The following is a 24,016-nucleotide window of genomic DNA, read 5'->3' on the forward strand; positions in this document are numbered from 1 at the left end:
GGCTTTCATCGCCGTGGGTTCATGCATGGTGCTAATCTGAGCCTTTATTGTCGTCGCCAGAAAAGGAGCACCACCATGAAGGCAACTCGCTTAGCTAGCCTTGTCACCGCTGCGGCCCTGAGCACCGCATCTCTCGTCTCAGTGCCAGCTGCCGGAGCTGAGGAAGCAGTAGCGCCGACAGTGCAGACTAACCAGACCGCGCAGGGGAGCTCTCTTCAAGGAACTGCTAACAACAAACCGGACCCCAGCAATCCGGACCCCGACATGGCCGTGATGCCTAAGACTCCGTGGCTGCGAATTCTTGAGGGCTCTTCGCAGGGGCCGGCAGGCGTTATTATCGCCATCCTTTTCGGCATCGTGAGCATCGGTCTGGCCGCGTACAAGGAGTTCGGTGATTACCTGCCCAAGCTGGGCTAAATGCTGATAGCCTGCAGGGGTAATAGTCAGCCTGATCGAAAGGTCCCCTCAGCATGTCTTCCTCTCGTCTTCGCCGGGTAGTTGCCGTCTCTACTGTGTCTGTTGCTGTCCTAGCCAGCGGTGCCGTTGCCCCCACGGCCGGAGCCGTGACCACTTCCATCAAGGATGAAAAGTGCACCATTACCTTGAGCGAGGAGGAGGCGAGCGATCTTAAGAATGCGGAGTCGAAGGACAACGATGTCGATAGCAGCCTGCTGAAGGATGGCCTTAAGATTCTTCCCAAGGACGCCGAAAAGCGTGCACGTGACGTGGAGAATCAGTCGGAAGAGCTCTACCGTGCCCTAGCTGGCTATGAGGTAGACGCTGAACTCGGTGGTGAGGAATCCGCCAAGCGCGCCAAGAACAACATTGCGGTGGTGGAGGCCTTCCGCAAGATTGCGCCCGACTACGTTAAAGCTCTCAACGCCTGTGCGAAGAAAGAAGAGCTCAATAAGGAACAGGAAGGCGGTGGCAACACCTCCTCCAACATTGACACGGGCGGCGCTATCATCCTCGGGGTTTCCGGTGGCTTGGCCGTAATCCTCATGGCGCTTCGCGCGGCAGGCCCCTACCTGAAGACCGTCCTGCCGCCGCAGCTGACGGCAATGCTCCCGATCTAAAGCCTCGGTGCCTTAAGAACGCGCAAGCCCCTTCCTTTAGGAAGCTTCGGGCTTAAGGCGCTATGGGCCTTAAGCCCAGTCAACATTGGTGCGCAGGGACGTCAGCAGGGTGCGCACTGCATCGCGACGGCGCGCAGAAGCCGTGCCTTCTTCGATGCTTAGGTCGAGCCCGCATTCGGGGTCCGCGGGTGGCCCGGCATGCGTGCAGCCACGCGGGCAGTCCTCGATGGCTTCGGCAAGATCGTCGAAGACCTCGATGACGTTCTCCGCGTCAATGTGGGCTAAGCCGAAGGAGCGGATGCCGGGGGTATCAATGATCCAGCCGCCGTGTGGCGTGCTTCCTTCAGCGGGCAAACGCAACGCCACCGACTGCGTCGACGTGTGCCGTCCCTTACCCACGGCGGAAACCTCGCCGGTCTCCCGGTTGGCATCCGGAACAAGCCGGTTCACCAGGGTGGACTTTCCCACGCCCGAGTGGCCTATGAGGGCGGTGACGTGGCCGTCGATGGCCGCACAGACGTGCTCCAGCCCGTCGTCGACGCCAGCCTCCACCACGGTGACATCCAGATCCGCAAACTCCTGTGCAAACGGAGTGGGATCAGTGAGGTCTGTCTTCGTCAGACACAGCACCGGCTGGATATTTCCGGCAAAGGCAGCGATCAAAGCACGCTCCACGAACCCGGAGCGCGGCGGCGGATCGGCCACGGCGCTCACGATGAGTAGGCGGTCGGCGTTTGCTACCACGATGCGCTCATAAGGGTCGGTGTCATCTGCGGTGCGCCGGAGGACGGAGCGGCGCTCCTCGAGCTTCACGATGCGTGCGAGGGTGTCTTTCTTACCCGAGGTATCGCCCACGACGCCGACCCGATCACCAACCTCGACCGGAGTGCGGCCCATCTCGCGGGCGCGCATAGCGGTAACCACGGGGCCGTCGTTATCAAGCGCGACACCCCAGCGCCCGCGGTCTTTGGTGATGACCATGCCAAACTTGGCATCCTTGTGCTTCGGGCGGTCCTTCGTGCGCGGTCGCGACCCCTTTCCGGGCCGGATGCGGACGTCGGATTCGTCGTAGCTGCTTGCGCGCCTAGCCACGGATCATGGCCTCCCACATATCAGCAAAGCCAGGCAGAGTCTTGGACGTGGTGTCGATGTCCTCGACCTCGACTCCTTCGACCGTCAGACCAATGATGGCTCCGGCTGTCGCCATGCGGTGATCCGCATAGGAATGCCATACCCCGCCGTGGAGTGGGGCAGGGGTGATGCGGAGGCCGTCGTCAAGTTCGGTGACGTTGCCACCAAGGGCGTTGATCTCCGCAGCGAGAGCCGCCAGGCGGTCCGTCTCGTGGCCACGCAGGTGTGCGATGCCAGTCAGTGTCGACGGCGTTGAGGCCAGAGCACACAGCGCAGCCACGGTGGGGGTGAGCTCACCGATATCGCCCATGTCGAGGTCGATGCCGCGCAGGCTGTGCAAGCCTTCCTGCGGGCCGGTCACCTTTAGGTAAGACTCTTCGCCGGGAGCCTGGGGGACATACTCGACCTTCGCGCCCATCTGCTCCAGGATGCCTCGGAAGGCATCACCCGGCTGGTGGGTTTCCTCCGGCCAGTTCGGAATGCTCACGCTGCCGCCAGAGACGGCGGCAGCGGCAAGAAACGGAGTGGCGTTGGAAAGATCCGGTTCAATGCGCCACTCGCGGCCTTCAATCTCACCATGGCGCACGTCCCAGGTGTCCTCGCCCACCTCGACGTGGACACCGGCTTCGCGCAGCATACCGACGGTCATCAGGATGTGTGGCTGGGAGGGCACTGTGCCGCCTTCGTGGCGCACGATCAGTCCATTGCGGTAGTGTGCGCCGGCTAGGAGCAGACCGGAGACGAACTGGGAGGAGGCGGACGCATCGATGGTGACCTCGCCGCCCTCCGGAACGCCGTGGGGGGTGATGGTCAGCGGCAGGCTGTCGCCCACAATGTCCACGCCCAGCTCACGCAGAGCCGCGGTCATCGTGGACATGGGGCGATTGCGGGCATAAGGGTCACCGTCGATGACAACGGGGCCATCCGCTAGCGCTGCCACCGGTGGTAAAAAGCGCATAATTGTGCCGGCTAGGCCGCAATCTACCTTCGCTCCATGCAGCTTTCCGGGAGTCACATGAAGATGCGAGCCTTGTTCGGAGATACCCACGCCCATGGCCTGCAAGGCCTCCTTCATCAGGTTGGTATCGCGGGAGACCAGCGGGTGATAGACGATAGACGGGGAGTCAGCCAGCGCAGCAAGGATGAGGGCGCGGTTGGTCATCGATTTTGACCCGGGGAGGTTTTGCGCCCAGGACAATGGCCCAGACGGTTGGGGTGCGCTCCAGAAATCAGACATGTAGTCCATAATAAAGGGCATGTGCGGAAGATTTGTTCTGTTCACCGAGTCCCTACTGGAGGAAGTAGGCGCGTGGGAGTCCATCACGGAGGTCCACGCGCCGGAAGGCTTGCCACCGGCGCGGTATAACATCGCCCCAACCCAGCCCATCGCCATCGTCCGAACCGAGGAGCATACCGCTCGCGTGGAGCCCGCACGCTGGGGGCTTATTCCGCACTGGAAGAAAGATCCGGACGGCCCGCCGCTATTCAACGGACGCGCGGAGACCGTGGCGAAGAAACCCTCCTTCCGCGATGCCTTCAAGGCACAGCGCTGCGTCATCCCTCTGGACGGCTATTACGAGTGGAAGGCCGGGGAGGATAAGAAATCCAAGAAGCAGCCTTATTACGTCACCGGCCCTGATGGCCTGTTGTGGGCGGCGGGGCTATGGGCCACGGGGATGGATAGACTGTCGGCCACGATGGTGACCACGGACGCCACGGAGGAGATGGCATGGCTGCACCACCGGCTGCCCAAGTTTTTGACCACGGAGGAAATCGCGCCCTGGCTGGCGGGGGAGGCGCTTCTGGAGCCGAGCACCGTACGGGGCTTTCAGGCACGCCCCGCGGACTCGGCGGTGGGTAATGTGCGCAACGACTACGCAGAGCTTATCGACGAAACACCGTCGACCACCCTGTTCTAGCTCACCCTGTTTTAGCGTGTGAGTGTTATGTCCATAGTGGCGTAAGGCGACCGGCTAACGCCGGTGGAATTTGCCAGACATGTGGTTGGATACTGGTATGGACAGAAGGCATATTGTCGACCGATTGTCGGATGCTCGCATGCAACCGTTTTTGGATGAGTGTGGCGGGAACTGTAAGCGCGCGCTGGCGTTATATGGATGGCATGCAGAGTTATCGTCTGCTGTTAAAGATGTTTTGGCGTTAACAGAAATCTTTCTGAGAAACGCAATTGACAAGGAATTGCTTGCTTGGAACGCCCGTAATAATGGTCCTCAAAGCTGGCTACTTGATCCGCCTCCTCGCCCCTTGCGTTCGATTGTCGGCTCCAAGAGGTCAACGGCGATTAGGTGTGCACAAGCAGCGGTAGATTGCCGTCCTTCATCTCATCCTCGTCACGGTTGTGCTATCACTCATGATGATGTGCTTTCCCATACGACTTTCGGTCTTTGGCGTACGCTACTACCGAATCATCACCCTAACGCTAATCACGCTGCACCCGAGAATGTAGGACGACAAGTTTTATGGAATCAGGCTATTAAGTCTGCGTTCCCTAATGTGACCGACCCCGACGGATCGATTACGTATTGGAACGTATCGCACTGTAACGATTTGCGTAATAAAGTCGCTCACATGGACAGTCTTCTGAATGTGAACGTGATTGTCGAATCGCGGAGAGCGTTTGAATTGATTGATTCGATGGATCACCAAATTGCAACGTGGGTGTCGTCCCGAAGCCAGGTATCAAAGGTATTTAATAAGCGTCCTAGTCAATAAAAAAGAGCCATCTGGCGCATACGTCCAGAAGACCCTTTTTAGTCATAGCAAGGGACCATGTCCTTACTTTCTGACTCTGACTATAGGTGGCACGTCCCCGTGATGTCAAGATTTTTGACTAGTACGGCTATTTCACTGCCGTAAACGTCCAAAAAGCCACTAGACATCACAGTTCTAGCGCGTGAGGTTTAGGCGGCGAGCACGTCAGCGAAGGAAAGGTCGAGCACACGGGGGAGATCCTCCGGGTTCATCTCGATGTCGAGTCCCCGCTTGCCACCGGAGAAAAAGATGGTGTCGAAAAGCAGCGCCGTTTCATCAACCACTGTCGGGAGGATGTGCTTGTGTCCCAGCGGGGAGATGCCGCCGGGGATGTAGCCGGAGGATTTGGAGGCGTCGGCAGGCGCGGCCATCGTGGCCTTAGAAGCGCCGAAGGCAGCGGCGGCCTTCTTGAGGCTGAGCTGGTTGGTAACCGGAAGGACGCACACGGCGAGCTGGCGCTTGGGGCCTTTGCCGGCGCTCAGGTCGATGACGAGGGTTTTGAAGATGCGCTCAGGCTCGACGTCGAGCGCCGCCGCGGCTGCGTCGCCGAAGTGCTCGCGGCCACCGTCGAAGGTGGAGACTCTGTGGTCTATGCCTGCCTCTTCGAGGATTTTGAGAGCGGGGGTAGCGGCGTGCGGGGTCTTCTTGGCCATAGAATCCACCCTAGACCGGAGCGCTAGGATGGTGAGCATGGCCACCGAAACGACGAGCGAGACGCTTCAGAAACAGCGATTGTTTGAGGAGCAAGCCTTGCCCTTGCTGGATCAACTGTATGGCGGAGCGATGCGCCTAACGCGCAACCCCCAGGATGCAGAGGATCTCATCCAGGAGACCTACCTCAAGGCCTATAGCAACTTTGATTCCTTCAAACAGGGGACGAATCTCAAGGCCTGGCTGTATCGCATCATGACGAATACCTACATCAACTCCTACCGGAAGGCCAAGCGCCGTCCGGTGGAATCCTCAGCGGATGAGCTGAGCGATTTTCAGCTGTATACCACGGCCGGGCATGACTCCACGGGCTTGGAATCGGCAGAGGTCGAGGCCCTCAAGCAGATGCCGGATTCGGAGATTTCCGAGGCCATGAATGACCTACCGGAGGACTACCGCATGGTGGTGTACTACGCGGATGTAGTGGGTCTGGCCTATAAGGAAATTGCGGACGTGATGGGCACACCGTTGGGAACCGTGATGAGCCGCCTCCACCGCGGAAGAAAACTGCTCCGCGCGGCGTTGAAGGACGTAGCACGTGAAAAAGGCATTGGTCGCAACCACCCAGAGATGGAGGAGAAGTAATGGAACGCGCAACAGGACGCAATTGCGGTGCGTGTAACTCTCCGGAGGTTGAAGCGCTCTTTAGGGAACTATTCGATGAATCGACGAGCTACGCGCGAGCTATGGCAATCCGCGAGCATCTTGCGCAGTGCGATGCCTGCCAGCAACGCCTTGAGAGCGAGGAAGTAGTTCGGGCACTCGTACGCAAGTGCTGTGGGGGACAGGCCGCGCCGCAGTCGCTGCGCCAGCGCATTAGCGTGCAGATTACGAGGACTGAAATTACCTGGGGATAAGCAAAGGGCTCGTTCCCGCCCACGGTGGTGGGGTGAGGAACGAGCCCTGAATGCTGACGTTATGCGTTAGGACGCTTGCCGCGGTTAGCGGACTTCTTGCGGCGATCCTTGCGCTTACGGCCACGCTTGCTCATCGCGTACTCCTTCTGTTAAGGGTAAATGAACTTATTCAACTGTAGCGGCAGGGTATGCCTGGGTGTTAATCGGGGGTGTGTCTGTTTAGGCAGATACACGGGCACGGCCGCGGCTGCGGTTGCGGCGCTTGATAGCGCGGCGCTCCTCCTCAGAAAGGCCGCCCCACACGCCGGCATCCTGGCCGGACTCGAGGGCCCACCTGAGGCAGGAAGAGGCAACTGGGCAGCGGTTGCAGACCAGCTTGGCCTTAGCGATCTGGGTGAGTGCGGGGCCGGAGTTACCGACAGGGAAGAAGAGCTCCGGGTCCTCGTCGCGGCAAACGGCTTCGTGGCGCCAATCCATGATTGAAATCTCCTAACAAATTTTTGACAGCAGTGGGCGAAGTAGGCGCACCAAGGGCAGTCCACGGTGGTGAACTGAACTGAGTGCTACTGGGTGTAAGTGGACTGGTCTGCGGTCAGTGGGGCCCTGTCTCGAGTTAGGGCCAGCGTCGACGCCGCCGTGGTTCACTTTCTGTTAACTCGAAGGATTCTCCGAGTTAAGAACTGATTTAACAGCTCGTTGTTTTTGCTACCTGAGAATAATGACACGTTTACTCAAAGTCCGCTAGGGGTAAAGGGCGAAAAGTGTCCAACGTCACTAAATAAATTCTTCCAATTTGCACTTTTCTAATGGGTGGGCGGCTGTAAGAAGCCTGTCAGTAGTTCCCCTACCTGCGGCGACGGGGAGATTGGGGTGAGTGTGGTGACCTGGATCGCGTCAAATCCATCAACCTCCTCGCTGCCCCCGAAAACACAGCAGGAGGAAAGTCGAAGCTGAGTACAGGACGTGCGAGTACTGCGGCAATTGAATTGGGCAATTGAATTGGCAGTGGGTGAAGCTTTGGCGTGGAGACTGCCTAAACCATGGGGCAGGGAAGTAGACTAAACGCCCGTGAATAAGAAGAAGAACCAGCCCTCAACGACACCTGACCGAGCTGCCGAAAACCGTGCACCGCGTACGGTGATGGCGGCTGCCGGCATCGCCGTGGTCCAATCCATCGCGGTTATCATTTTCGGCATCTTCCTCATAGTCCGTGAGGTTGCTGGCGCTGAGAACGGCTCCATGGTGTCTGATTCCGGCGCATCGAGCTTCGTGGGCCTGGGCACTGCCATCTTCATCTTTATCGTGTTTGGCTTTGTCATCGTCGGCTCGTGGGCCTTCGTCAAAGGCAAACGCTGGGGCCGCGGAGCCATCGTGCTGGTGGAATTCATCCTGGGCGCCATGGCTTTTCAGATGTTTAGCGGCGGCTCAGCGCTGCTAGGCATCGTGACCTTGGCAAGCGCCGGGCTCGTCCTATACCTGCTTATGGCGCGGCCCGAGACGGCGCAGTGGGCTGAAAGCCACTTTTAGTAGGGCACGCCTAGGCGGCGGTGAGCGCCACAGCGGTGTCGCCGCGCTGCTCAACGATGACCGTGCCCGCTAGCGTTAGCGAAATCGGGCCGGAATAGCCGTCACGGTCAACGGGAATGGTTTTCTCGGTTTTCCCGGTAGACCAGTTCACCACGTCGATCCCCTCCTCAGTGGGGACGAGTAGGCGTTCGTCGACTGCGACGCCGGTTCCCACCGCTTGCTCGAGAATGTGATCCACCTTGAGCTCTGTAGGGGTAAAGAGGTAGAGACGCTCGCCGTCGAACCACGACATGTGGTGCGGCAGATCCGCAATCGCGGGCGCAAAGGGGGACGCGGCGTTGGTGATGGACTTCGAAGGCTCAACGTCCGTGGAAGACAGTGTTTCACCTTCGAAGCTATAAGAGACGATGCGCGGTGAATCGCCAGGGAGGAAGACTGCGGCCGCCTCCTGGCCGTAGGCGATGAGGCGCGCACCAGGATCCTCAATTTCGATGTCCTTTGTAATTTCCGGAGAACGGGAATCCTCAGGAGTGGCATTTTGGATGCGCAGCCACGTGGAGTCCGGGGAATCTGGGCAGGTTTCGGTGACACCCAGTGTTTCGGTGCGGGTCAGCGCTGAGGTGATGGCGCAGTCCTCGTGGGGCTGTAGGTTTGGCTCCTGTTTGGCGTCGACATCACCGTACTCAACCGAGCGCACGAGATCCGAGCGCCAGAGCTCTACGCGCTCTGCGGAAACGGTGCCCACGCGGTCATTCGACATGATGGGGACCACCTCTTCGGAATTGCGGGCGCTACGGGTATCGGAGTATTGGCCGGTGGCGGCATCGATCGCCACTACATCGCCGCAACCATTGCCTGCGTCATAGGAAGCCACAATTTTGTTCCACGCTGTGGTGAGCGAACACAGGTCGGCATCGCGGCGTTGATAGGTCCAGACTTCGTCGCCGGAGGCGTTCGAAGCGCTGAGCATATCGCCGTCATGGGTGATTAACAGGCCGCTGGAGGATACCGCGCGAGCCTGTCCCGGCACGAGAGTGTTGGGAAGGCTGAAGGCTTCGGTGAGGGAGCTCGGGATGGCATCGAGAAGCGCCGGTTCATCGCCGGACGCGGCGTCCACCGCCGGGGTGAGCTCCGCCTTATGAATGGGTGCGGTGATGACCGCGCCGCCGATGGCGATGGCGCAGACCGCACTGATCGCGCCCACGGCAATCCAGTCCGCCTTCGTGGAGCGCAGGATGGGAGCCTTCTTCGACGAGTCGACCTTTGCCCGGGCCTTATCCAGCTGGGATTCCTGGGTGTGCTCGGTGCTCATCGGTGCCCTCCTTGACGGGGATTGCGTTTGCGGGAACGGGTGCGGCGAGAGGCGCGGGCGGAAGCCGCCGAGGAACGCGAGGAGCCTCCACGCGGCGATTCCCCGCGCGAGCCCGAACGCTTCGCTGCGCCCAGCACCTTGGTGGGCGGACCAACGGTGTCAGAAACACCCTCGGGAATATCGAGCGCTTGCGCAAGCTCAGGAGAGGTGCTGAACCACTGTGGCGGCTCGGGCTGGTCCAGAGAAAGCTCATCGTTGATAATCTGCCATTTGCTCAGCTCATCGAAGCCGACGAGCGTTACCGCCGTGCCGGTGTGGCCAGCGCGGCCGGTGCGGCCAATGCGGTGGACAAAGGTCATGGGGTCATCCGGCACCTGATAGTTGATGACATGGGTGACATCATCGACGTCGATGCCGCGAGCGGCGACATCCGTGGCCACGAGTATTTCCACGGTGCCTTCGCGGAAGGCGGAGAGCGAGCGCTCGCGAGCCTTTTGATCCAAATCGCCGTGGACCGCGCCCACGCTAAAGCCGCGCTGCGCTAGCTCGTCTGCGACGGCGGCTGCCGAGCGCTTGGTGCGCGTGAAAATGATGGTGCGCCCGCGGCCTTCTGCCTGCAGGATCTTTCCCAAGACCGCGATTTTGTCCATGCGGTGTGCCTGGAAGGTGACCTTGCGCGTGGAGGAATGGGTCTGTTGGGCGTCGCCGGACTCGGCGCGAATGTGGACCGGCTTGGTGAGGAAGGTGCGGGCCAACGTCACGATGGGCCCGGGCATGGTGGCGGAAAAGAGCATGGTCTGGTGCGGGTTGCCGTGCAGGAGGGAGAGAATCTTCTCAATATCCGGCAGGAAGCCCAAGTCCAGCATCTCATCGGCCTCATCCAGAACCAGAACGCTGACCTGGTCGAAGGACAGGTGCTTCTTCTGGCAGAGATCGAGCAGGCGGCCCGGAGTACCCACGACGACGTCCGCGCCCCTCTTGATCTGTGTGATCTGCTCTTCGTAGGGACGTCCGCCGCACAGGGTGACGACGCTGAGCGGAAGATTAGCGGCAGCAACCTTGAGGTCCCCGCTGACCTGGATGGCCAGCTCACGGGTCGGCGCGATGACCAGTGCACGGGGAGTGCCGTCGAGCTCCGGGATGTCGGCGTCATCGAAAACGCGATCCAGCAACGGCACGCCGAAACCATAGGTCTTGCCCATGCCGGTGCGCGCTTGGCCAATGAGGTCGTGGCCATTCAGGGCGATGGGCAGGGTGAGCTCTTGGATGGCGAAGGTGTGCGTAATCCCGTTCTCAGCGAGGGCATCACAGATCTCTACGGCGACGCCGAGCTCGGCAAAGGTAGGGGATTCGCGGGAATCGCGGGATGATTTCGGGGCAAGCACACCTTGATAGTAGAGGACGTGGCTATAGTGGGGCCATTAGAGCGCCGGGGGCGCAGGCCTCATGGCACGGACTAAAGAACACGATTCAAGGGAGTAGACACCACATGGACATCAAATTTGGCTTCGCCGATACCGCCCGCGAACTGGTCATTCACGCGGATGGTGAGCGAGAAGAGCTGACCCAGACCATCAACAACGCTTTGGGGGAGAACTCCACTCTCGAATTGAAGGACACCAAGGGTCGCACCTATATCGTGCGGACCGAGCGTGTGGTCTACGTGGAAATCGGCACCGTGCGCGCCCACACCGTAGGATTCGCAGGCTAAGTACGCGCTCGCTGCCTCAGCGGGTAGCCTAAATGGCCATGGATAATCCCGCGGAACTTAAGCAGCGCCCACAGTTCGTCTCGGCGGTGGAGCGTTTCGCTCGCGAGTACGGCTGGTGGCGAGTGGTGGCGATCCCCGTCATGGTCGTCATCACGGTGTGGGTGGTGGTTGATGTTTTTCGTTCGCCGGCCCAGGAAGCGGAGGTCTCGGCGGCAGGGGAGACGTCGGCAAGCACTGCGGCTGTTGACGCATCCTCGCGCAAGGGGCCTGATCCCGCCAATGCCAGCGCAGTTGCCGCAGCCAAGGATGGCTTGCCCGCCGGCGGTGATTTCACTGAACAAGGAGACGAAAGCTACCGCGACGCGGGCCCATCCTCTATGCATGCGGGTAAAGGCGGGAAGCAAACCATCCGGTTCTCAGTCGAAATCGAAAATGGTGTGGACACCTCCGCCTATGGCGGCGATAGGGCCGTCGTAGCGCTGGTCGACGCCACCCTGGCCGACCCCCGCGGGTGGACCGCCAACGGCGACCTTGAGTTCATCCACGTCAAGGCTGATGACAATCCCGATACGCACATCCGCCTGACCTCGCTGGGGACCACGGCGAAGTTGTGCGGCGCGCAGTTGGAATCAGAAACCTCGTGCCATACCACCATTACCGGGGAGTCCACGGTGAACCTCAACGAGTCCCGCTGGGTCCGGGGCGCTGCACCATTTGAGGGGGATGTGGGCAATTACCGCCAGTACTTGATCAACCACGAGTTTGGTCACGCCATCGGATTCGCCGCGCACCAGCCCTGTGGCGGCGCCGGTAAACTCGCACCGGTCATGATGCAGCAGACGCTGAGCTTAAATAACGCGCAGCTCTTTGAGAAAGAGCCAAACGAGATCTATCCGGATGAGGATGTCGCCTGTGAGCCGAACCCCTGGCCCTATCCGACTCCCGCAAGTTCCGATCACACTAAACCCGAGTAAATCGGCCCGAAGCTAAAAAGGACTGTTTCCCCAATGCCACTGCCTCCTGAGCCCGTTCTTGCAGCCTTTAACGCTGAGTTCCATCCCCGCAGAACGCAGGGAGAGCTCGTGGGGCCTGCCTGGGATAACGGGATTCGCGTCGGGGATATTGTCTTTGCCGAAGCTCGCGCGTGGACCAGCTGGTCCGCCAAGGTGCGTGAGAAGCTAAGCCTGCCGGGAGCGCGCATTGCCCGTCCGGTGCTGACGGCGGATGGGCGCTACACAGCTGCCGGGTGGAAGGCCACGCAGTTCGTGGAGGGGCAGTTGCGCGGGCGCATTGATGAGACTGCCCAGTTGGCGCTGCGGCTCGATGAGGCCCTAGATCTGGCGCCGCTGCCCACGATGGATAGGCGCGAAGATGTTTTTGCGCGGGCGGAGAGGGCTGCCTGGGAGGAGAGCGGTGAGGCCTATTCCGATACTGAGCTTGCAGGGCTTCCGCTGGTCACCGCGCACGTGGATGTCCTGGGGACCACGGTGTTCTCCGGGGCTAACCCGCCGGCGCTGACTGATATTGTGCCTTCCGCGGCCCCGCGCCCGGTGGGCTGGTCCGCCGCGGTGGTCATGGTGGATGGCCTCATTGCGGGGGCGGTGGACGATGAGATTTGTGCTCGCTTTGCGTCAGTGCCCGGTATACAGCAGTTGCTCTTGCGTGCTGTGGCATACCGCCGTTACGTCAATATCCTGCACCCGCGGTCAAAGGCGACCGTGCGTTCGAACATCGAAAGGGTAGAAGCGGCCCTCGTGTCCGCAACATCTGACAGACTGTAGGGCGTGAAGTACAGCAGCGAATCCCCCACACGTACCGGCGTCACGCTTCCCCCCTCGCCGGATGTCCGCCTTATTCCCCGAAGACGTCGTGCCGCCACGCGCACGTGGGACGTGCCATTGCCGCAACAGGGCACGTGGCGAGTCCTGGGAGCGGCGGGATCGGGAGTATCGAGCCTGCTTATCGACGTTGTCTTGGCACAACTGAACGCCGGCGCCGATGCCTCCGGCATCCTTGTCGTTGCCCCGTCCAAGGAATCCGGCTCGTTGCTGCGCCGCGAGTTAGCTGAAAACCTCGATGACTACGCCGCACAGACCTCGATGGTGCGCTCGGTACACTCGCTGGCTTTTGCGCTCCTGCGCCAAGGCAGCGAGGAAGGGCTGCGCCTCATTACCGGTGCTGAGCAGGATGCGGTGATCCGTGAATTGCTCCAGGGGCATGCTGCCGATGGCAGGGGCGCGTGGCCGGAGGAGATGCGCCCAGCCCTTGAGTACGTGGGGTTTGCGCGCCAACTGCGTGACCTGTTGCTGCGCTCCATCGAACGCGGCCTGGGGCCTTCAGATTTGGAAGAGCTGGGACAGCGCTACTCCCGGCCCATGTGGGCAGCCGCGGGCGAGTTCCTGCGCGAATATGAGCGCACCCAGGCGCTGGCGGGTTCGCATTCCTACTCCGCTGCGGAGCTGGTTAGCCAGGTTCTTCTGCGCCCGGAGCTGCTGCGTGAGCATCCATGGCACACCATCGTGGTCGATGATGCCCAGCTGCTGGACCCGACCTCAGGGCAATTGATTGCTGAGCTGGCGAAGACCGCTCGACTCACAGTGATTGGTGGTGACCCCGACCAAGCGGTCTTTGCCTTCCGCGGTGCCAACTCGGAATTCCTCACCACTTGGGAAGCAGAGAACGAGCTGCGTCTGAACTCTACGCACCGCACGCCTTCCCCGGCGTGCGTCAGCGTTGTGGATTCCCGCGGTACTTTGCGTGATGTATTGGCTAATACGGTTCGCCGCCGCCACCTCGAAGACGGGGTGCAATGGCGCGATATCGCGGTGATAGTGCGCTCCACCGGGGATATTGGTCCCGCCCGTCGCACACTGCTTAGCGCTGGCGTGCCGGTACATATCAATCCCACAGACGTTGTGCTTGCAGAGCAGCGCTTGGTCAAAGCAGTGCTCTTAGCATTGCGCGCCTTGGAGAACGAACTCGATCCTGCAGAGCTCGAGGACCTAATTACCGGGCCTGTCGGTGGAGCTGACCCGGTAACATTGCGCCGACTCATCCGCGGCCTGCGCCGTTGGAAGCCGGAGCAGCGCGGAATGGAATCGCTGCGTGAGCTGCTGGACGGTGAGTTGCCGGACTTCAATAACCTTCTCACGGAGCGCGAGGAAGCGATTCTGGCGCGCATTCGCGGTGTGCTGTCTGCTGGGCGTGCGGCCCTGCGCGCGGGAGCTGCCGTTGAGGAAGTCCTCTGGGAGGTGTGGCAGGCCACCGGTTTGGACACGCGCCTACAGGCAGCGGCTCTGCGCGGTGGTGCCGCGGGCTCCCAGGCGGACCGCGACCTGGATGCGATGATGGCGTTGTTCGACGCTGCCGGTGATTACGCCGAGCGCCGTCCGGCGGCATCGTTGGAATCCTTCATCCTGCACATCACGGAGCAGGAGCTGCCTACCGGCGTGCGCGATCGCCGCGCTGCCTTGCCCGATGCTGTAGAGATCCTCACTGCGCACGGCGCGGTGGGGCGCGAGTGGGACACCGTCATTGTGGCGGGCGTTCAAGAGGGCACATGGCCCTCGGTGGGGGAGACCGGCTCCCTCTTTGGGCAAGAAGACCTCATCGATCTCATCGACCGCGACATCACGCCTGGCACACCGGTGAGCCACGTGTCCGGGCGCTTAGCGGAGGAGCGCCGCCTCTTCCACGTGGCTACCACCCGCCACTTGAGCCGCCTGCTCATCGTGGCGGTGGATTCACCGGAGGGCGATGTGGTGGAGGAGCCCTCCCGCTTCATCGACGAATTCCTTTCTGCACGCGGAGTCGATGTTCCCGGTGCACAAGCGCGCCGGGAAGCCGGCAAGCGCTTGGCGCGCCAGGCCTGGCCGCGCGAGTTGGGCCTCGAGGTTCCGGATCCGAGCCCGGTCACACTGCATAGCGGTTCACGTGGCGATGAGGAAGTGGATCCCCTCGATGTCTCGGTGTTGTCAGTGCCTTCCTTCGTGGCGCAGCTACGCCGCTGCGCTACCGATCCGGAAACCGGAGAGGCGGAGCGCTCCCAAGCGGTACGGCAGTTGGCACGTTTGGCAAAGGCCGGGGTCCCAGGGGCGCATCCGGATCACTGGTGGGCCGCGCGCGGCGTGGCCTCCGAGCTTCCGCTGCGTGGTTCGAGCACAGTATCGCCGTCCCGGGTCGATGCCCTGCTCACGTGCCCGCTCAACGCCGTGTTGGGGCAGCTGGTGGAGGATGATTCCTCGAACATCAACCTCGTGCGGGGCAACCTGGCGCATGCCTTCTTGGAGGCTTTAGGCCGCGGCGCGGCCGCAGAGCCTGCGAAGCGGCTGGTGCTCGATGCCTTCGACTCGCTTGTGGAAGGCCCAGCGTGGCACCGGGAAGCTGAACGCGCGGACTTTGAACGCCTCATCGACCGCACCCATGGCTGGGTGCTCTCGAGTTCAGTCTCGCTCGAGCCCGTGGGCGTCGAGGTTCCCGTCACCGTGGATATCGGTCCTGATGTCACCATCCGTGGGTTCATCGACCGGCTGGCAAAAGCCGGCGAGGACTATGTTGTGGTGGATCTCAAGACGGGGACAAAAGTCCCGTCGGCGACCAGCGCTCAGGACAACACTCAGCTCATGACGTATCAATTGGCGCTAGCACACGGACAGCTCGTCGGGGCTGCAGCAGAACCAGGTAGCGAATCTCATGACGTGTCCATCCGGACCGGTGATGGCCTGCCGCGCGGCGGTGGTGTTCTGGTGTTCCCGCGGTCGAGCGCTGCCTCCGTGCCCACCCGAGAACAAGCCACCAAGCCCCCAGAAGAGCTTGCGGAATTTGCACAAATGCTGCCCGCACTCGTGGCTGAGCTGCGCGGACCGGATCTGACCGCGCGCGAGAATGCCGATTGTGATCGCTGCCCAATCCGCTCTATTTGCCCCGTGATGAATGAAGGAGGTCTGGTGACCAATGCCTAAGAATCCGGCTCAACACTTCAGCCCTGAGGAGCTTGCTGCCGCGCTGGGCAAGCCTTTTCCTCCCACCCCGGAACAGGCCGCTGTTATCGATGGCCCGCTCGGTCCGAAACTCGTCGTGGCCGGCGCTGGCGCCGGTAAGACGGAAACGATGGCCTCACGCGTGGTCTCACTCGTGGCGAATGGTCTGGTGCGGCCGGAGCAGGTCCTCGGCCTCACCTTTACCCGCAAGGCCGCCCAGCAACTGGAGCAACGCATCCGCCGCCAGCTGTTGACGCTGCGTTCTTCTGGAATCCTTGCCCCGGGCAGCCCGGCGGCTGAGGCGGTGGAGAATATCGCCCCCAACGTGTCCACGTATGACTCCTATGCAGGCGATCTCGTCCGCGAGTATGGCTTGCTCATGCCGGTGGAGCCGAATGCCCGCATCATCACGGAGGCGGAACGCTACGCCATCGCTCATGAGGTGGTCAGCAACTACACGGGCTCGCTGAGCACCGATAACGCGGTGGCCACGGTGACCGCGACCTTGCTCAAGCTCGCGGAAACGATGGACGGGGAGCTCAAGGATCCGCAGGATCTCTATGAGCACGAGGACATCTTCCGAAAGACCGCTGAGGATCTAGAAAAGAGCAACCGGACTAAAGGTGAGTTCGGCAAAGACTTGCAGAAGTACTTGGATATCCAGCGCCTGCGCTTGGAGTACCTGCCCTTGGTGGAAGCTCTCAAGAAAGAGCAAGCGGAGCGCGGGGTGATCACCTTCGGTGAGCAGATGTCCATCGCCGCCACCCTGGCCAAAAAGTTCCCGCTTTTGGGTGAGCAACAAAGCGCGCGCTACCGCGTCATCATGTTGGATGAGTACCAGGACACCTCCCACGCGCAGCGCATCCTATTGCGCTCCCTCTTTGGTGGCGAGCGCGAGGGACTATCCGTTACTGCGGTTGGTGATCCCATGCAGTCCATCTATGGCTGGCGTGGCGCGACGGCCGAAAACCTGGAGGCTTTTGTCACGGACTTTCCGCAGCCTGATGGCACCCCGGCGCCGAAGGATCAGCTCACCACCTCTTGGCGCAACCCGTCGACGGTGCTGGGGCTGGCCAATGACGTGGCTTCGGAGCTCTTCTCCTCAAGCCCCGGCGAGCGCCCCGTCGATGAGCTGTCGCCCAAGCCCACGGCACCGGCCGGCACGGTTGAGCTGGGTTACTTCACATCTGAGGACGAGGAGCGCGCCTTCATCGCTGAGCACCTTCGTCAGCTCTATGAGTCCACGCCGGAAGGCGAGGATTTCAGCGCCGCCGTACTCGTGCGCACCAATAGGCAATCGCCTTTGATCGCCGCCGCCTTGGATGAGGCTGGCGTGCCCAATGAGATCTTCGGCCTGGGTGGCCTGCTCTGGCAGCCAGAGATCCAAGACCTCGTGGCGGTGGCTACGCTCTTGGTGCGTCCACAGGACAGCGCGGCGGCACTGCGTGTGCTGACCGGTCCGATGTGCGGCTTGGGCATCGCCGATATCCAGGCGCTGCATTCGCGTCAGCGCAACCTCGCAGGCGCCACCGAGGGCCGCACGCGGTGGGAGGGCGGTGATCCTTTGGAGCACCTGGCTATCCAGGTCGAAGAGATCACTGCGGAGGGCCCGGACCAGGTGCTGGGGCTTGCCGACGCCCTCGCAGACCTCGGCGAACGCGATCGCTACAGCGCCGAAGGATTGGAACGCATGGAGGAGGTCTCCTCCAAGCTGCGTCACTTGCGCACCTATTCCCTGGGGAAATCGTTGAATGACATCATCGCCGACATTGAGCTGCTCTTCGGCCTGCGCACCGAAGTCCTCGCTTCCGGTAAGGCTGGTGGGACTACGCACCTCGACGCTTTCGCTGACTTCGTCGCGGGCTTCCACGGGGATGGCCTGGCCGGCCTCTTGGACTACCTTGAGCTGGCTAAGGAGAAGGAAGATGGACTCGAACTGGGAGAGGTCCCGCTCGTGCGCAACCGCGTGCAGATCATGACGGTGCACAAGGCCAAGGGCTTGGAATGGGAGCACGTGTGCGTGGCACATGCGGATTCCTCGAGCTATAAGGCACAGGCGGAAACCTTCCTGACCAAAATCGAGAAAGCCCCGGGCGATGAAGACGTCATTGATGTCCCCGAGGATGCGGTGACACGCACCGACTTCGACAAGGCGTGCACAGCATTCAAGGAGCAAAACCGCGAGTTCCAAGCAGAGGAAGCAGCGCGTCTTTTCTACGTGGCCATGACCCGCACCGAGTCCACGTTGACGGTGACGGGCTCCGGCACCAACAGGATGAAGGGAAAGAATAAGAAAGGCCCTTATTCCTACCTGCAGTTGCTGGCGGATAAACACCCAGATCTGGTGGTCCATTGGGAGGTCCCCGAAGTTCCGGAAGAAGAAGCAGAAGGCGCGGTTAACGAGGCGTCTTTCCCCTCGCTGACCCCGCAAGCGGAAGCGCTGAAAGCAGCAGACGCGGTGCGCGCGGCGATGGAGGACTTACCGGCGCTGCGTGATGGCGAAGTCTTCGGGCTCTGGGAGCAGGAGGCGAGTGCGCTCATCGAAGAACACAAGGCCCTTCAAGCCCCCGTGGTCGATGTTGAACTGCCTGGCGAGCTGACGGCCTCCGACATGGTGGCTATGTCGGCGGATCCCACCCAATTCGCGCGCCGCCAGCGTCGCCCCATTCCCTTCAAGCCCAATTCCTATGCCAAGCGCGGCACAGCTTTCCACGCCTGGCTGGAGGATCGTTTTGGTTCCCCAGCCTTGCTGGGGGAGGACGAGCTGCCAGGCTCGCACGACGAACCGGACCATGACTTGGAATCCCTCAAGGAGTCTTTCCTGGCCTCCGAGTGGGCACAGCGCACTCCCGCTTATGTCGAGGCACCCTTCGAGATCACCATTGGGGACTCGGTTGTCCGCGGCCGCATGGACGCGGTGTTCCAGCAGCCGGATGGCTCCTGGCTCATCGTGGACTGGAAGACCGGCCGCCGTCCGCAGGGCGCCGCATTGGCCTCGGCGCAGATTCAGCTGGCTGTCTACGCAGAAGCATGGCGGCGCATCCACGGCGTGGAGACCGTCCGCGCGGCGTTCTTCTACGTGCATGAGAATTATCTCTTGGAGCCGGATGACTTGCCCACCGGAGCACGGTTGGCTGAGCTTTTAAGCTCCGCAGTTTCCACGCCACCGGGGTTGAGTCTAAGGTAGTCTCACGAGGAAATCCGCACTGTCTAGGGAGGTTGGCACTTCGTGCCTAAGCACTTAGGTAAACGCTTTACATCGCGTTTCTTGTCGCAGGTTGAGCTGACCTCGCAGCCAGATCATGCGCTGATCGACGTCATCACGATCCCGCGCACGCAGAGCACCAGCCCGTGGAAACAGCTGGCAAGCCGCGTTATTTGGGCCATGGGGCTGTTGGTCTTCGTCACCATCGTCGTCTTTTTCGACGGCGATGGCTACAGCGAAGACCTATCTTTCCTCGATGCCGCCTACTATTCAGCGGTGTCGTTGACCACTGTGGGCTACGGCGATATCGTCCCTGTGACCCCCACGGCGCGCTTTATCAACCTCGTTATTGTTACTCCGGCCCGCCTGCTCTTCCTTGTTTTGTTGGTCGGTGCTACCTTGTCGGTTCTGACGGATCGAGCCCGTCGCACGTTTGAAATCCAGAATTGGAGAAAGCAATTGCGTAACCACACCGTCGTCATCGGCTATGGCACCAAGGGCGCCGGTGCGGTCGCCGCGCTTATCGCCGATGACGTCCCAGCCTCCCAAATCGTGGTCGTAGACAATAACCGTGCGGCCCTAGCCAGCGCCGAGCACCATGGCCTTGTCACCATCTATGGCTCCGGAACCAAGCAGGATGTCCTGCGCATCGCCGGAGCGCAGCACGCCTCCTCCGTGGTGGTGACGCCGTCCACGGACGATACCGCGGTGCTGTGCACGTTGTCTGTGCGCGAGCTCAATCCGAAGGCCAAGGTTGTCGCGTCTGTGCGCGAATCCGAAAACCGCCACCTTCTCCTGCAGTCCGGTGCCGACTCGGTGGTCACCTCCGCGGAAACGGCCGGCCGCCTCCTGGGCCTTGCCACCGTGACGCCGACGGTGGTGGAGATGATGGAGGATCTCCTCTCTCCGAATGAGGGTTTCTCCGTGGCCGAGCGCGCTGTACGCGAATTCGAGGTGGGCTCTAACCCGCGCCACCTCGCGGACATTGTCCTGGCCGTCCTGCGCAACAACGAGCTGCACCGCGTCGACACGGCAGATGCCTACGCGCTCAAGCCCGGTGACCGCCTGCTCTACATCAAGCACGAGATGCAGCAAGCCGCGGAAGATACCGATGAAGATGAGGACGAAGGCAACTAATGTTCCTGCCCGTCACCGAAGCCGGCCGCGTTCCGGTAACGCCACAAGGGCAACCTGTTTACCTGGCTGAGCCGGCTGGGGATATCGTGGTGACAGCCGGGTCCATCCACGCTTTCCTCATGGACAGTGAGTCCGCCGAACGGCTCGGGACATTGCGCGATGCCACCTTCTTCAACGGGCAGCGCGATATTCTCAAAGCGCTGCACCTGATTCGTAACCGTCGTGAAGCGCGCTTTGATCCGCGCACTGGGCGTGAGCTGTCCTATCCTGCCCCGGGGGCCGTGGGCCACGACGGCGAGCGCCTCGTTTTCCCGCGCCTCGATCCGGCCGTCATCGGCATCATCCGCCACCCAGAAACGGACCGTATTCTGTTGGCTCGCAACCGGCACCGTTCAGGGTTCTTTTCACTCATTGCCGGTTATGTCGATCCCGGCGAGACCCTCGAAGAGGCCATGGTCCGCGAGGCTTTGGAAGAAACCGGTCGCCGCGTTGAATCAGTTTCCTATTGGGGCTCGCAACCCTGGCCACCGAGTGGTTCGTTGATGGTGGGCTTTTCCGCGGTCACGGAGGATGTCCGGCCCGTGTGCGATACTGACGGAGAGCTCGCGGAAGTGCGGTGGGTGTCCCGCGCTGAGCTGCCAGAACTGACCATTGCCCGCAAGGGCTCAATTGCACACACGATGATTATGGAGTGGTTCCACGGTGATGAGACCGGATCTGTCCCTGCTCGATGAAGACCAGCGGGCCGCAGCCACGGCGCCGCGCGGCCCGGTCTGCATCCTCGCGGGTGCCGGTACGGGCAAAACGCGCACGATTACCTATCGCATCGCCCACATGGTGGACCAGGGCTTCGTCAACCCGCAACGCGTTCTGGCCGTCACGTTTACTACTCGTGCCGCAAGCGAAATGCGCGAGCGTCTCAATCAGATGGGCGTCGGGGGAGTGCAGGCCCAAACCTTTCACGCCGCGGCGCGCCGTCAGCTGAAGTACTTTTGGCCGCAGGTTGCGGGGGATCTGCCTTGGCAGCTCATCGACAACAAGTTCAGCCTCGTGGGGCGCGCGGTGCGCTCACTCGGATTGGACAACAACAAGGACACCATCCGTGACTTCCTGGGGGAAATCGAGTGGGCAAAGTCCTCGCTGATCAGCCCCGAGGGTTATCCCGGCATCATCGAATCCACGGACCGCGAGGCACCGGGGGACCCGGCCAAGGTGGCGGAGGTCTTCCGCCGCTATGAGGACATGAAGGCCACCCCGGATGTCATGTACCTCGATTTCGATGATTTGCTCATGCATATCGCCGGTGCCATCGAGAACGTTCCTTCGGTGGCTGAGGTATTCCGTGAGCAGTACCGCACCTTCGTGGTGGATGAGTACCAGGACGTCACGCCGCTGCAGCAGCGAGTATTGGAGGCGTGGTTGGGGGAGCGCGATGACCTGACGGTTGTGGGTGATGCTAACCAGACCATCTACTCCTTCAACGGGGCTTCCCCGGAGTACTTGCTGAATTTTTCTCGCACTTATCCGCAGGCCACTGTGGTGAAGTTGCAGCGAGACTACCGCTCCACCCCGCAGGTGACGGACTTGGCCAACGAAGTTATCTCAAAGGCTTCGGGCCGCGCTGCGGGAACCCGTCTGGAGCTGCAGGGTATGCGCGAGCCCGGCCCCGAGCCCACGTTTAAGGCCTATGAGTCTGAGGAGATTGAGGCCAAGGAGGTCGCGGGCCAGGTTCTGACCTTGCTCAACCAGGGAGTTAAGGCCTCGGAGATTGCGATCCTCTACCGCATCAACGCGCAGTCGGAGCAGTTTGAGCAGGCGCTTGCCGACGCCGGAGTGGTCTACCAAGTCCGCGGCGGCGAAGGCTTCTTCCGCCGCCCAGAGATCTTGGAGGCCATCCGCGTGCTCATCGCCGCCACGCGCCGCGATGATCTGCCGAACGATCCGGTGGCCGTGGCGCGCGCGGCCTTCGTGGAGCTGGGACTGTCCGCCACGGAGCCGCAGGGCGCGCAGGCCCGTGAGCGCTGGCAGTCACTCACCGCACTGGTGGATCTCATCGCACAAATCGTGGAGGACCACGAGGGCATCGACCTTCCCGGCGTGCTCGGTGAGCTACACCGCCGTTCCGAAAACAAGCACAACCCCACGATGGAGGGCGTCACCTTGGCCACCATCCACGCAGCCAAGGGCTTGGAGTGGGATGCGGTCTTCCTCGTGGGCCTCACCGAAAAACTGTTGCCCATCAACCACGCCATCAAGGCCGGCGATGAGCACGTGGAGGAGGAGCGCCGCCTGTTTTATGTCGGCATTACCCGTGCCCGCGAACACCTAGCTCTGTCGTGGGCGTTGGCAAAGACCACCGGCTCGCGAGCCTCGCGTGAGCGCACTCGTTTCTTGGATGGCGTGGTGCCAGGAATCGAAGAAAGCCAATCCTCCAACCGCCGCTATCGCCCGCGCCGCTGCCGGGTGTGCTCGGGCCAGCTCAGCAGCCCAGCGGAAAAGGTCTTAGGCCGCCACGAGTGGTGTAAATACGAGGGCGATGAGGATGTCTTCAACGCACTGCGCGCGTGGCGCGCGTCCGTGGCGAAGGACTCTCAGGTGCCTGCTTATGTCGTGTTCTCTGACGCTACCCTGCAAGCGATCTCGGAGGCGCTTCCCACAAACGAGGCGGAGCTGCTCGATATCTCCGGGGTGGGCCCTTCCAAGCTGGAGCGCTATGGTGCGGAGGTGCTGCAGATCATCGCGTCTGCCCGCGCTTAAACACCGGCGCAATACGCGCAGCGCGGGTGTTCAATGAGCAGGCGGCGTTGCTCCATGCCGTAGAGGTCTATCTCCGTGAGCTCACCTGCTAGCGGTTTACCGCCTGGTGCCCCGGGTGGGGCGGGTCTTCCCAAGAGTCGGCGGATGGTCACCACTGCATGCATCACTATCGCCGTGCGCACGATGGGGTCACCCGGTGGCTCCACCGCCGCGGCGCGGTGAGCCACCTCGTGCCACTGCTCGTCGGTTTCGATGCGGTGCAGGTGCGCGCACATCGGGCAGGGACCGGCTCCAGCTACGCGGACCGGTCCGATGATGCCGCGGGCATCGAGCATGGACACTGGCAGCCAGGTCGCCGGGGAATTACTCAGTGCCTGTGCCCATTCCGTGGCGCCATCCAACATATCGACGGCCACGATAGGCAGGTGCCCGGCCACGTTCGCGATGTACTCGGCGGGGGTTTCGCTGTGGAGAGGGGAACGGGGTTGGAAGGAATCGCTAAGCAGGACGTCGCGCAGCTCATTGGCCAGGACCGAGGTTCCCAAAACCGCCACGCGCTGGGGACGGGGAGCCGGCCACAGAACGCGGTAGCTAATCAGATCATCGACCAGACTGCGAGCAGCGGAGGCGCTAACGCCTGTGTTCTCGATGGACTTTTCAATGGTCTGCCGGGTCAGCGGAGTGCGCAGCCGGTTGAGCAGCCCCGCCAGCTGCGGGTGGGCTTCGAAGACCCCAACGCGCGTGGCATCCATCCCACACTGGAGAATTCCAGGCTCGCGTTCAATGACCACGGTTTCTGGCGCCAACATGTACGTCTTAGCATTCATGTTTTCCTCCCCGT

22 protein-coding genes are annotated in these 24,016 nt (G+C 61.6%); 14 read left to right on the forward strand and 8 right to left on the reverse strand.

The features are described 5' to 3' along the window. Nucleotides 1-75: 75 nt before the first annotated feature. Together ACUY3D_RS02285 and ACUY3D_RS02290 are read left to right on the forward strand one after the other, a co-directional pair. Nucleotides 76-417 (forward strand): hypothetical protein, encoded by a 342-nt coding sequence (locus ACUY3D_RS02285; protein ID WP_448240262.1) that lies wholly within the window; start codon nt 76-78, stop codon nt 415-417. Nucleotides 418-470: 53 nt separating this feature from the next. Then, complete coding sequence (locus ACUY3D_RS02290) at nt 471-1,076, forward strand: hypothetical protein (protein WP_070624430.1); 606 nt, start codon at nt 471-473, stop codon at nt 1,074-1,076. Between the two features lie 69 nt (nt 1,077-1,145). On the opposite strand, the gene rsgA is transcribed toward ACUY3D_RS02290, so the two are convergent. Both rsgA and aroA read right to left on the reverse strand, forming a co-directional pair. Next, entirely contained in the window at nt 1,146-2,168 is a 1,023-nt protein-coding gene (gene rsgA / locus ACUY3D_RS02295) for a ribosome small subunit-dependent GTPase A (protein WP_070597304.1), read from the reverse strand. After that, nucleotides 2,161-3,465, reverse strand: coding sequence for a 3-phosphoshikimate 1-carboxyvinyltransferase (gene aroA / locus ACUY3D_RS02300; RefSeq protein ID WP_448240263.1), 1,305 nt, complete (start codon nt 3,463-3,465; stop codon nt 2,161-2,163). The genes rsgA and aroA overlap by 8 nt, the downstream gene beginning before the upstream one ends. Between aroA and ACUY3D_RS02305 the strand changes: the two genes are divergently transcribed. Next, nucleotides 3,464-4,126, forward strand: coding sequence for an SOS response-associated peptidase (locus ACUY3D_RS02305; protein ID WP_070522597.1), 663 nt, complete (start codon nt 3,464-3,466; stop codon nt 4,124-4,126). The genes aroA and ACUY3D_RS02305 overlap by 2 nt on opposite strands. 1,002 nt (nt 4,127-5,128) lie before the next feature. Here the strand turns inward: ACUY3D_RS02305 and ybaK are convergent. After that, a complete protein-coding gene (gene ybaK, locus ACUY3D_RS02310; RefSeq protein ID WP_448240264.1) occupies nt 5,129-5,632 on the reverse strand; it encodes a Cys-tRNA(Pro) deacylase in 504 nt (167 codons plus the stop codon). A 37-nt stretch (nt 5,633-5,669) separates the two neighbouring features. Between ybaK and ACUY3D_RS02315 the strand changes: the two genes are divergently transcribed. Further along, nucleotides 5,670-6,275: a sigma-70 family RNA polymerase sigma factor gene (locus ACUY3D_RS02315; protein ID WP_070532479.1), complete on the forward strand. Its 606-nt coding sequence runs from the start codon at nt 5,670-5,672 to the stop codon at nt 6,273-6,275. Beyond that, nucleotides 6,275-6,547, forward strand: coding sequence for a mycothiol system anti-sigma-R factor (gene rsrA, locus ACUY3D_RS02320; protein WP_070520186.1), 273 nt, complete (start codon nt 6,275-6,277; stop codon nt 6,545-6,547). The genes ACUY3D_RS02315 and rsrA overlap by 1 nt, the downstream gene beginning before the upstream one ends. Nucleotides 6,548-6,606: 59 nt before the next feature. Here rsrA and ACUY3D_RS02325 read toward each other — a convergent pair whose 3' ends face one another. Further along, nucleotides 6,607-6,681, reverse strand: coding sequence for a 50S ribosomal protein bL37 (locus ACUY3D_RS02325; RefSeq protein ID WP_100227335.1), 75 nt, complete (start codon nt 6,679-6,681; stop codon nt 6,607-6,609). Nucleotides 6,682-6,766: 85 nt separating this feature from the next. Beyond that, nucleotides 6,767-7,024, reverse strand: coding sequence for a WhiB family transcriptional regulator (locus ACUY3D_RS02330; RefSeq protein WP_070564916.1), 258 nt, complete (start codon nt 7,022-7,024; stop codon nt 6,767-6,769). Nucleotides 7,025-7,615: 591 nt separating this feature from the next. Here ACUY3D_RS02330 and ACUY3D_RS02335 point away from each other — a divergent pair. Then, entirely contained in the window at nt 7,616-8,074 is a 459-nt protein-coding gene (locus ACUY3D_RS02335; protein ID WP_070564918.1) for a hypothetical protein, read from the forward strand. A gap of 10 nt (nt 8,075-8,084) precedes the next feature. On the opposite strand, the gene ACUY3D_RS02340 is transcribed toward ACUY3D_RS02335, so the two are convergent. Continuing rightward, on the reverse strand, nt 8,085-9,386 hold the full coding sequence (locus ACUY3D_RS02340) for an Rv3212 family protein (RefSeq protein WP_448240265.1): 1,302 nt from the start codon (nt 9,384-9,386) through the stop codon (nt 8,085-8,087). Next, nucleotides 9,383-10,771, reverse strand: a complete 1,389-nt coding sequence (locus ACUY3D_RS02345; RefSeq protein WP_070684149.1) for a DEAD/DEAH box helicase — start codon at nt 10,769-10,771, stop codon at nt 9,383-9,385. Before ACUY3D_RS02345 ends, ACUY3D_RS02340 begins: the two co-directional genes overlap by 4 nt. Before the next feature lie 104 nt (nt 10,772-10,875). On the opposite strand from ACUY3D_RS02345, the gene ACUY3D_RS02350 reads away from it, so the two are divergent. The 8 genes from ACUY3D_RS02350 to ACUY3D_RS02385 are packed head-to-tail and all read left to right on the forward strand — an operon-like array spanning nt 10,876 to nt 23,175. After that, nucleotides 10,876-11,097 carry a DUF3107 domain-containing protein gene (locus ACUY3D_RS02350; protein WP_070520196.1) on the forward strand — a complete coding sequence of 74 codons (222 nt, stop codon included), beginning with the start codon at nt 10,876-10,878 and terminating at the stop codon, nt 11,095-11,097. A 32-nt stretch (nt 11,098-11,129) separates the two neighbouring features. Then, on the forward strand, nt 11,130-12,071 hold the full coding sequence (locus tag ACUY3D_RS02355) for a DUF3152 domain-containing protein (RefSeq protein WP_448240266.1): 942 nt from the start codon (nt 11,130-11,132) through the stop codon (nt 12,069-12,071). Nucleotides 12,072-12,104: 33 nt separating this feature from the next. After that, a complete protein-coding gene (locus ACUY3D_RS02360; RefSeq protein ID WP_070532463.1) occupies nt 12,105-12,878 on the forward strand; it encodes a hypothetical protein in 774 nt (257 codons plus the stop codon). A 3-nt stretch (nt 12,879-12,881) separates the two neighbouring features. Continuing rightward, complete coding sequence (locus ACUY3D_RS02365) at nt 12,882-16,058, forward strand: ATP-dependent helicase (RefSeq protein ID WP_448240267.1); 3,177 nt, start codon at nt 12,882-12,884, stop codon at nt 16,056-16,058. Beyond that, on the forward strand, nt 16,051-19,263 hold the full coding sequence (locus tag ACUY3D_RS02370) for an ATP-dependent helicase (RefSeq protein WP_448240268.1): 3,213 nt from the start codon (nt 16,051-16,053) through the stop codon (nt 19,261-19,263). The genes ACUY3D_RS02365 and ACUY3D_RS02370 overlap by 8 nt, the downstream gene beginning before the upstream one ends. Nucleotides 19,264-19,305: 42 nt before the next feature. Next, entirely contained in the window at nt 19,306-20,418 is a 1,113-nt protein-coding gene (locus ACUY3D_RS02375; RefSeq protein ID WP_070520204.1) for a potassium channel family protein, read from the forward strand. Further along, nucleotides 20,418-21,152, forward strand: coding sequence for an NAD(+) diphosphatase (locus tag ACUY3D_RS02380; protein ID WP_448240269.1), 735 nt, complete (start codon nt 20,418-20,420; stop codon nt 21,150-21,152). Before ACUY3D_RS02375 ends, ACUY3D_RS02380 begins: the two co-directional genes overlap by 1 nt. Beyond that, nucleotides 21,121-23,175 carry an ATP-dependent DNA helicase UvrD2 gene (locus ACUY3D_RS02385; protein WP_448240270.1) on the forward strand — a complete coding sequence of 685 codons (2,055 nt, stop codon included), beginning with the start codon at nt 21,121-21,123 and terminating at the stop codon, nt 23,173-23,175. The genes ACUY3D_RS02380 and ACUY3D_RS02385 overlap by 32 nt, the downstream gene beginning before the upstream one ends. Here ACUY3D_RS02385 and ACUY3D_RS02390 read toward each other — a convergent pair. After that, on the reverse strand, nt 23,172-24,002 hold the full coding sequence (locus ACUY3D_RS02390) for a TOMM precursor leader peptide-binding protein (RefSeq protein ID WP_101735978.1): 831 nt from the start codon (nt 24,000-24,002) through the stop codon (nt 23,172-23,174). The two genes, ACUY3D_RS02385 and ACUY3D_RS02390, sit on opposite strands and share 4 nt — an antisense overlap. Nucleotides 24,003-24,016: the final 14 nt, after the last annotated feature.

This window comes from Corynebacterium guaraldiae (assembly GCF_053480195.1).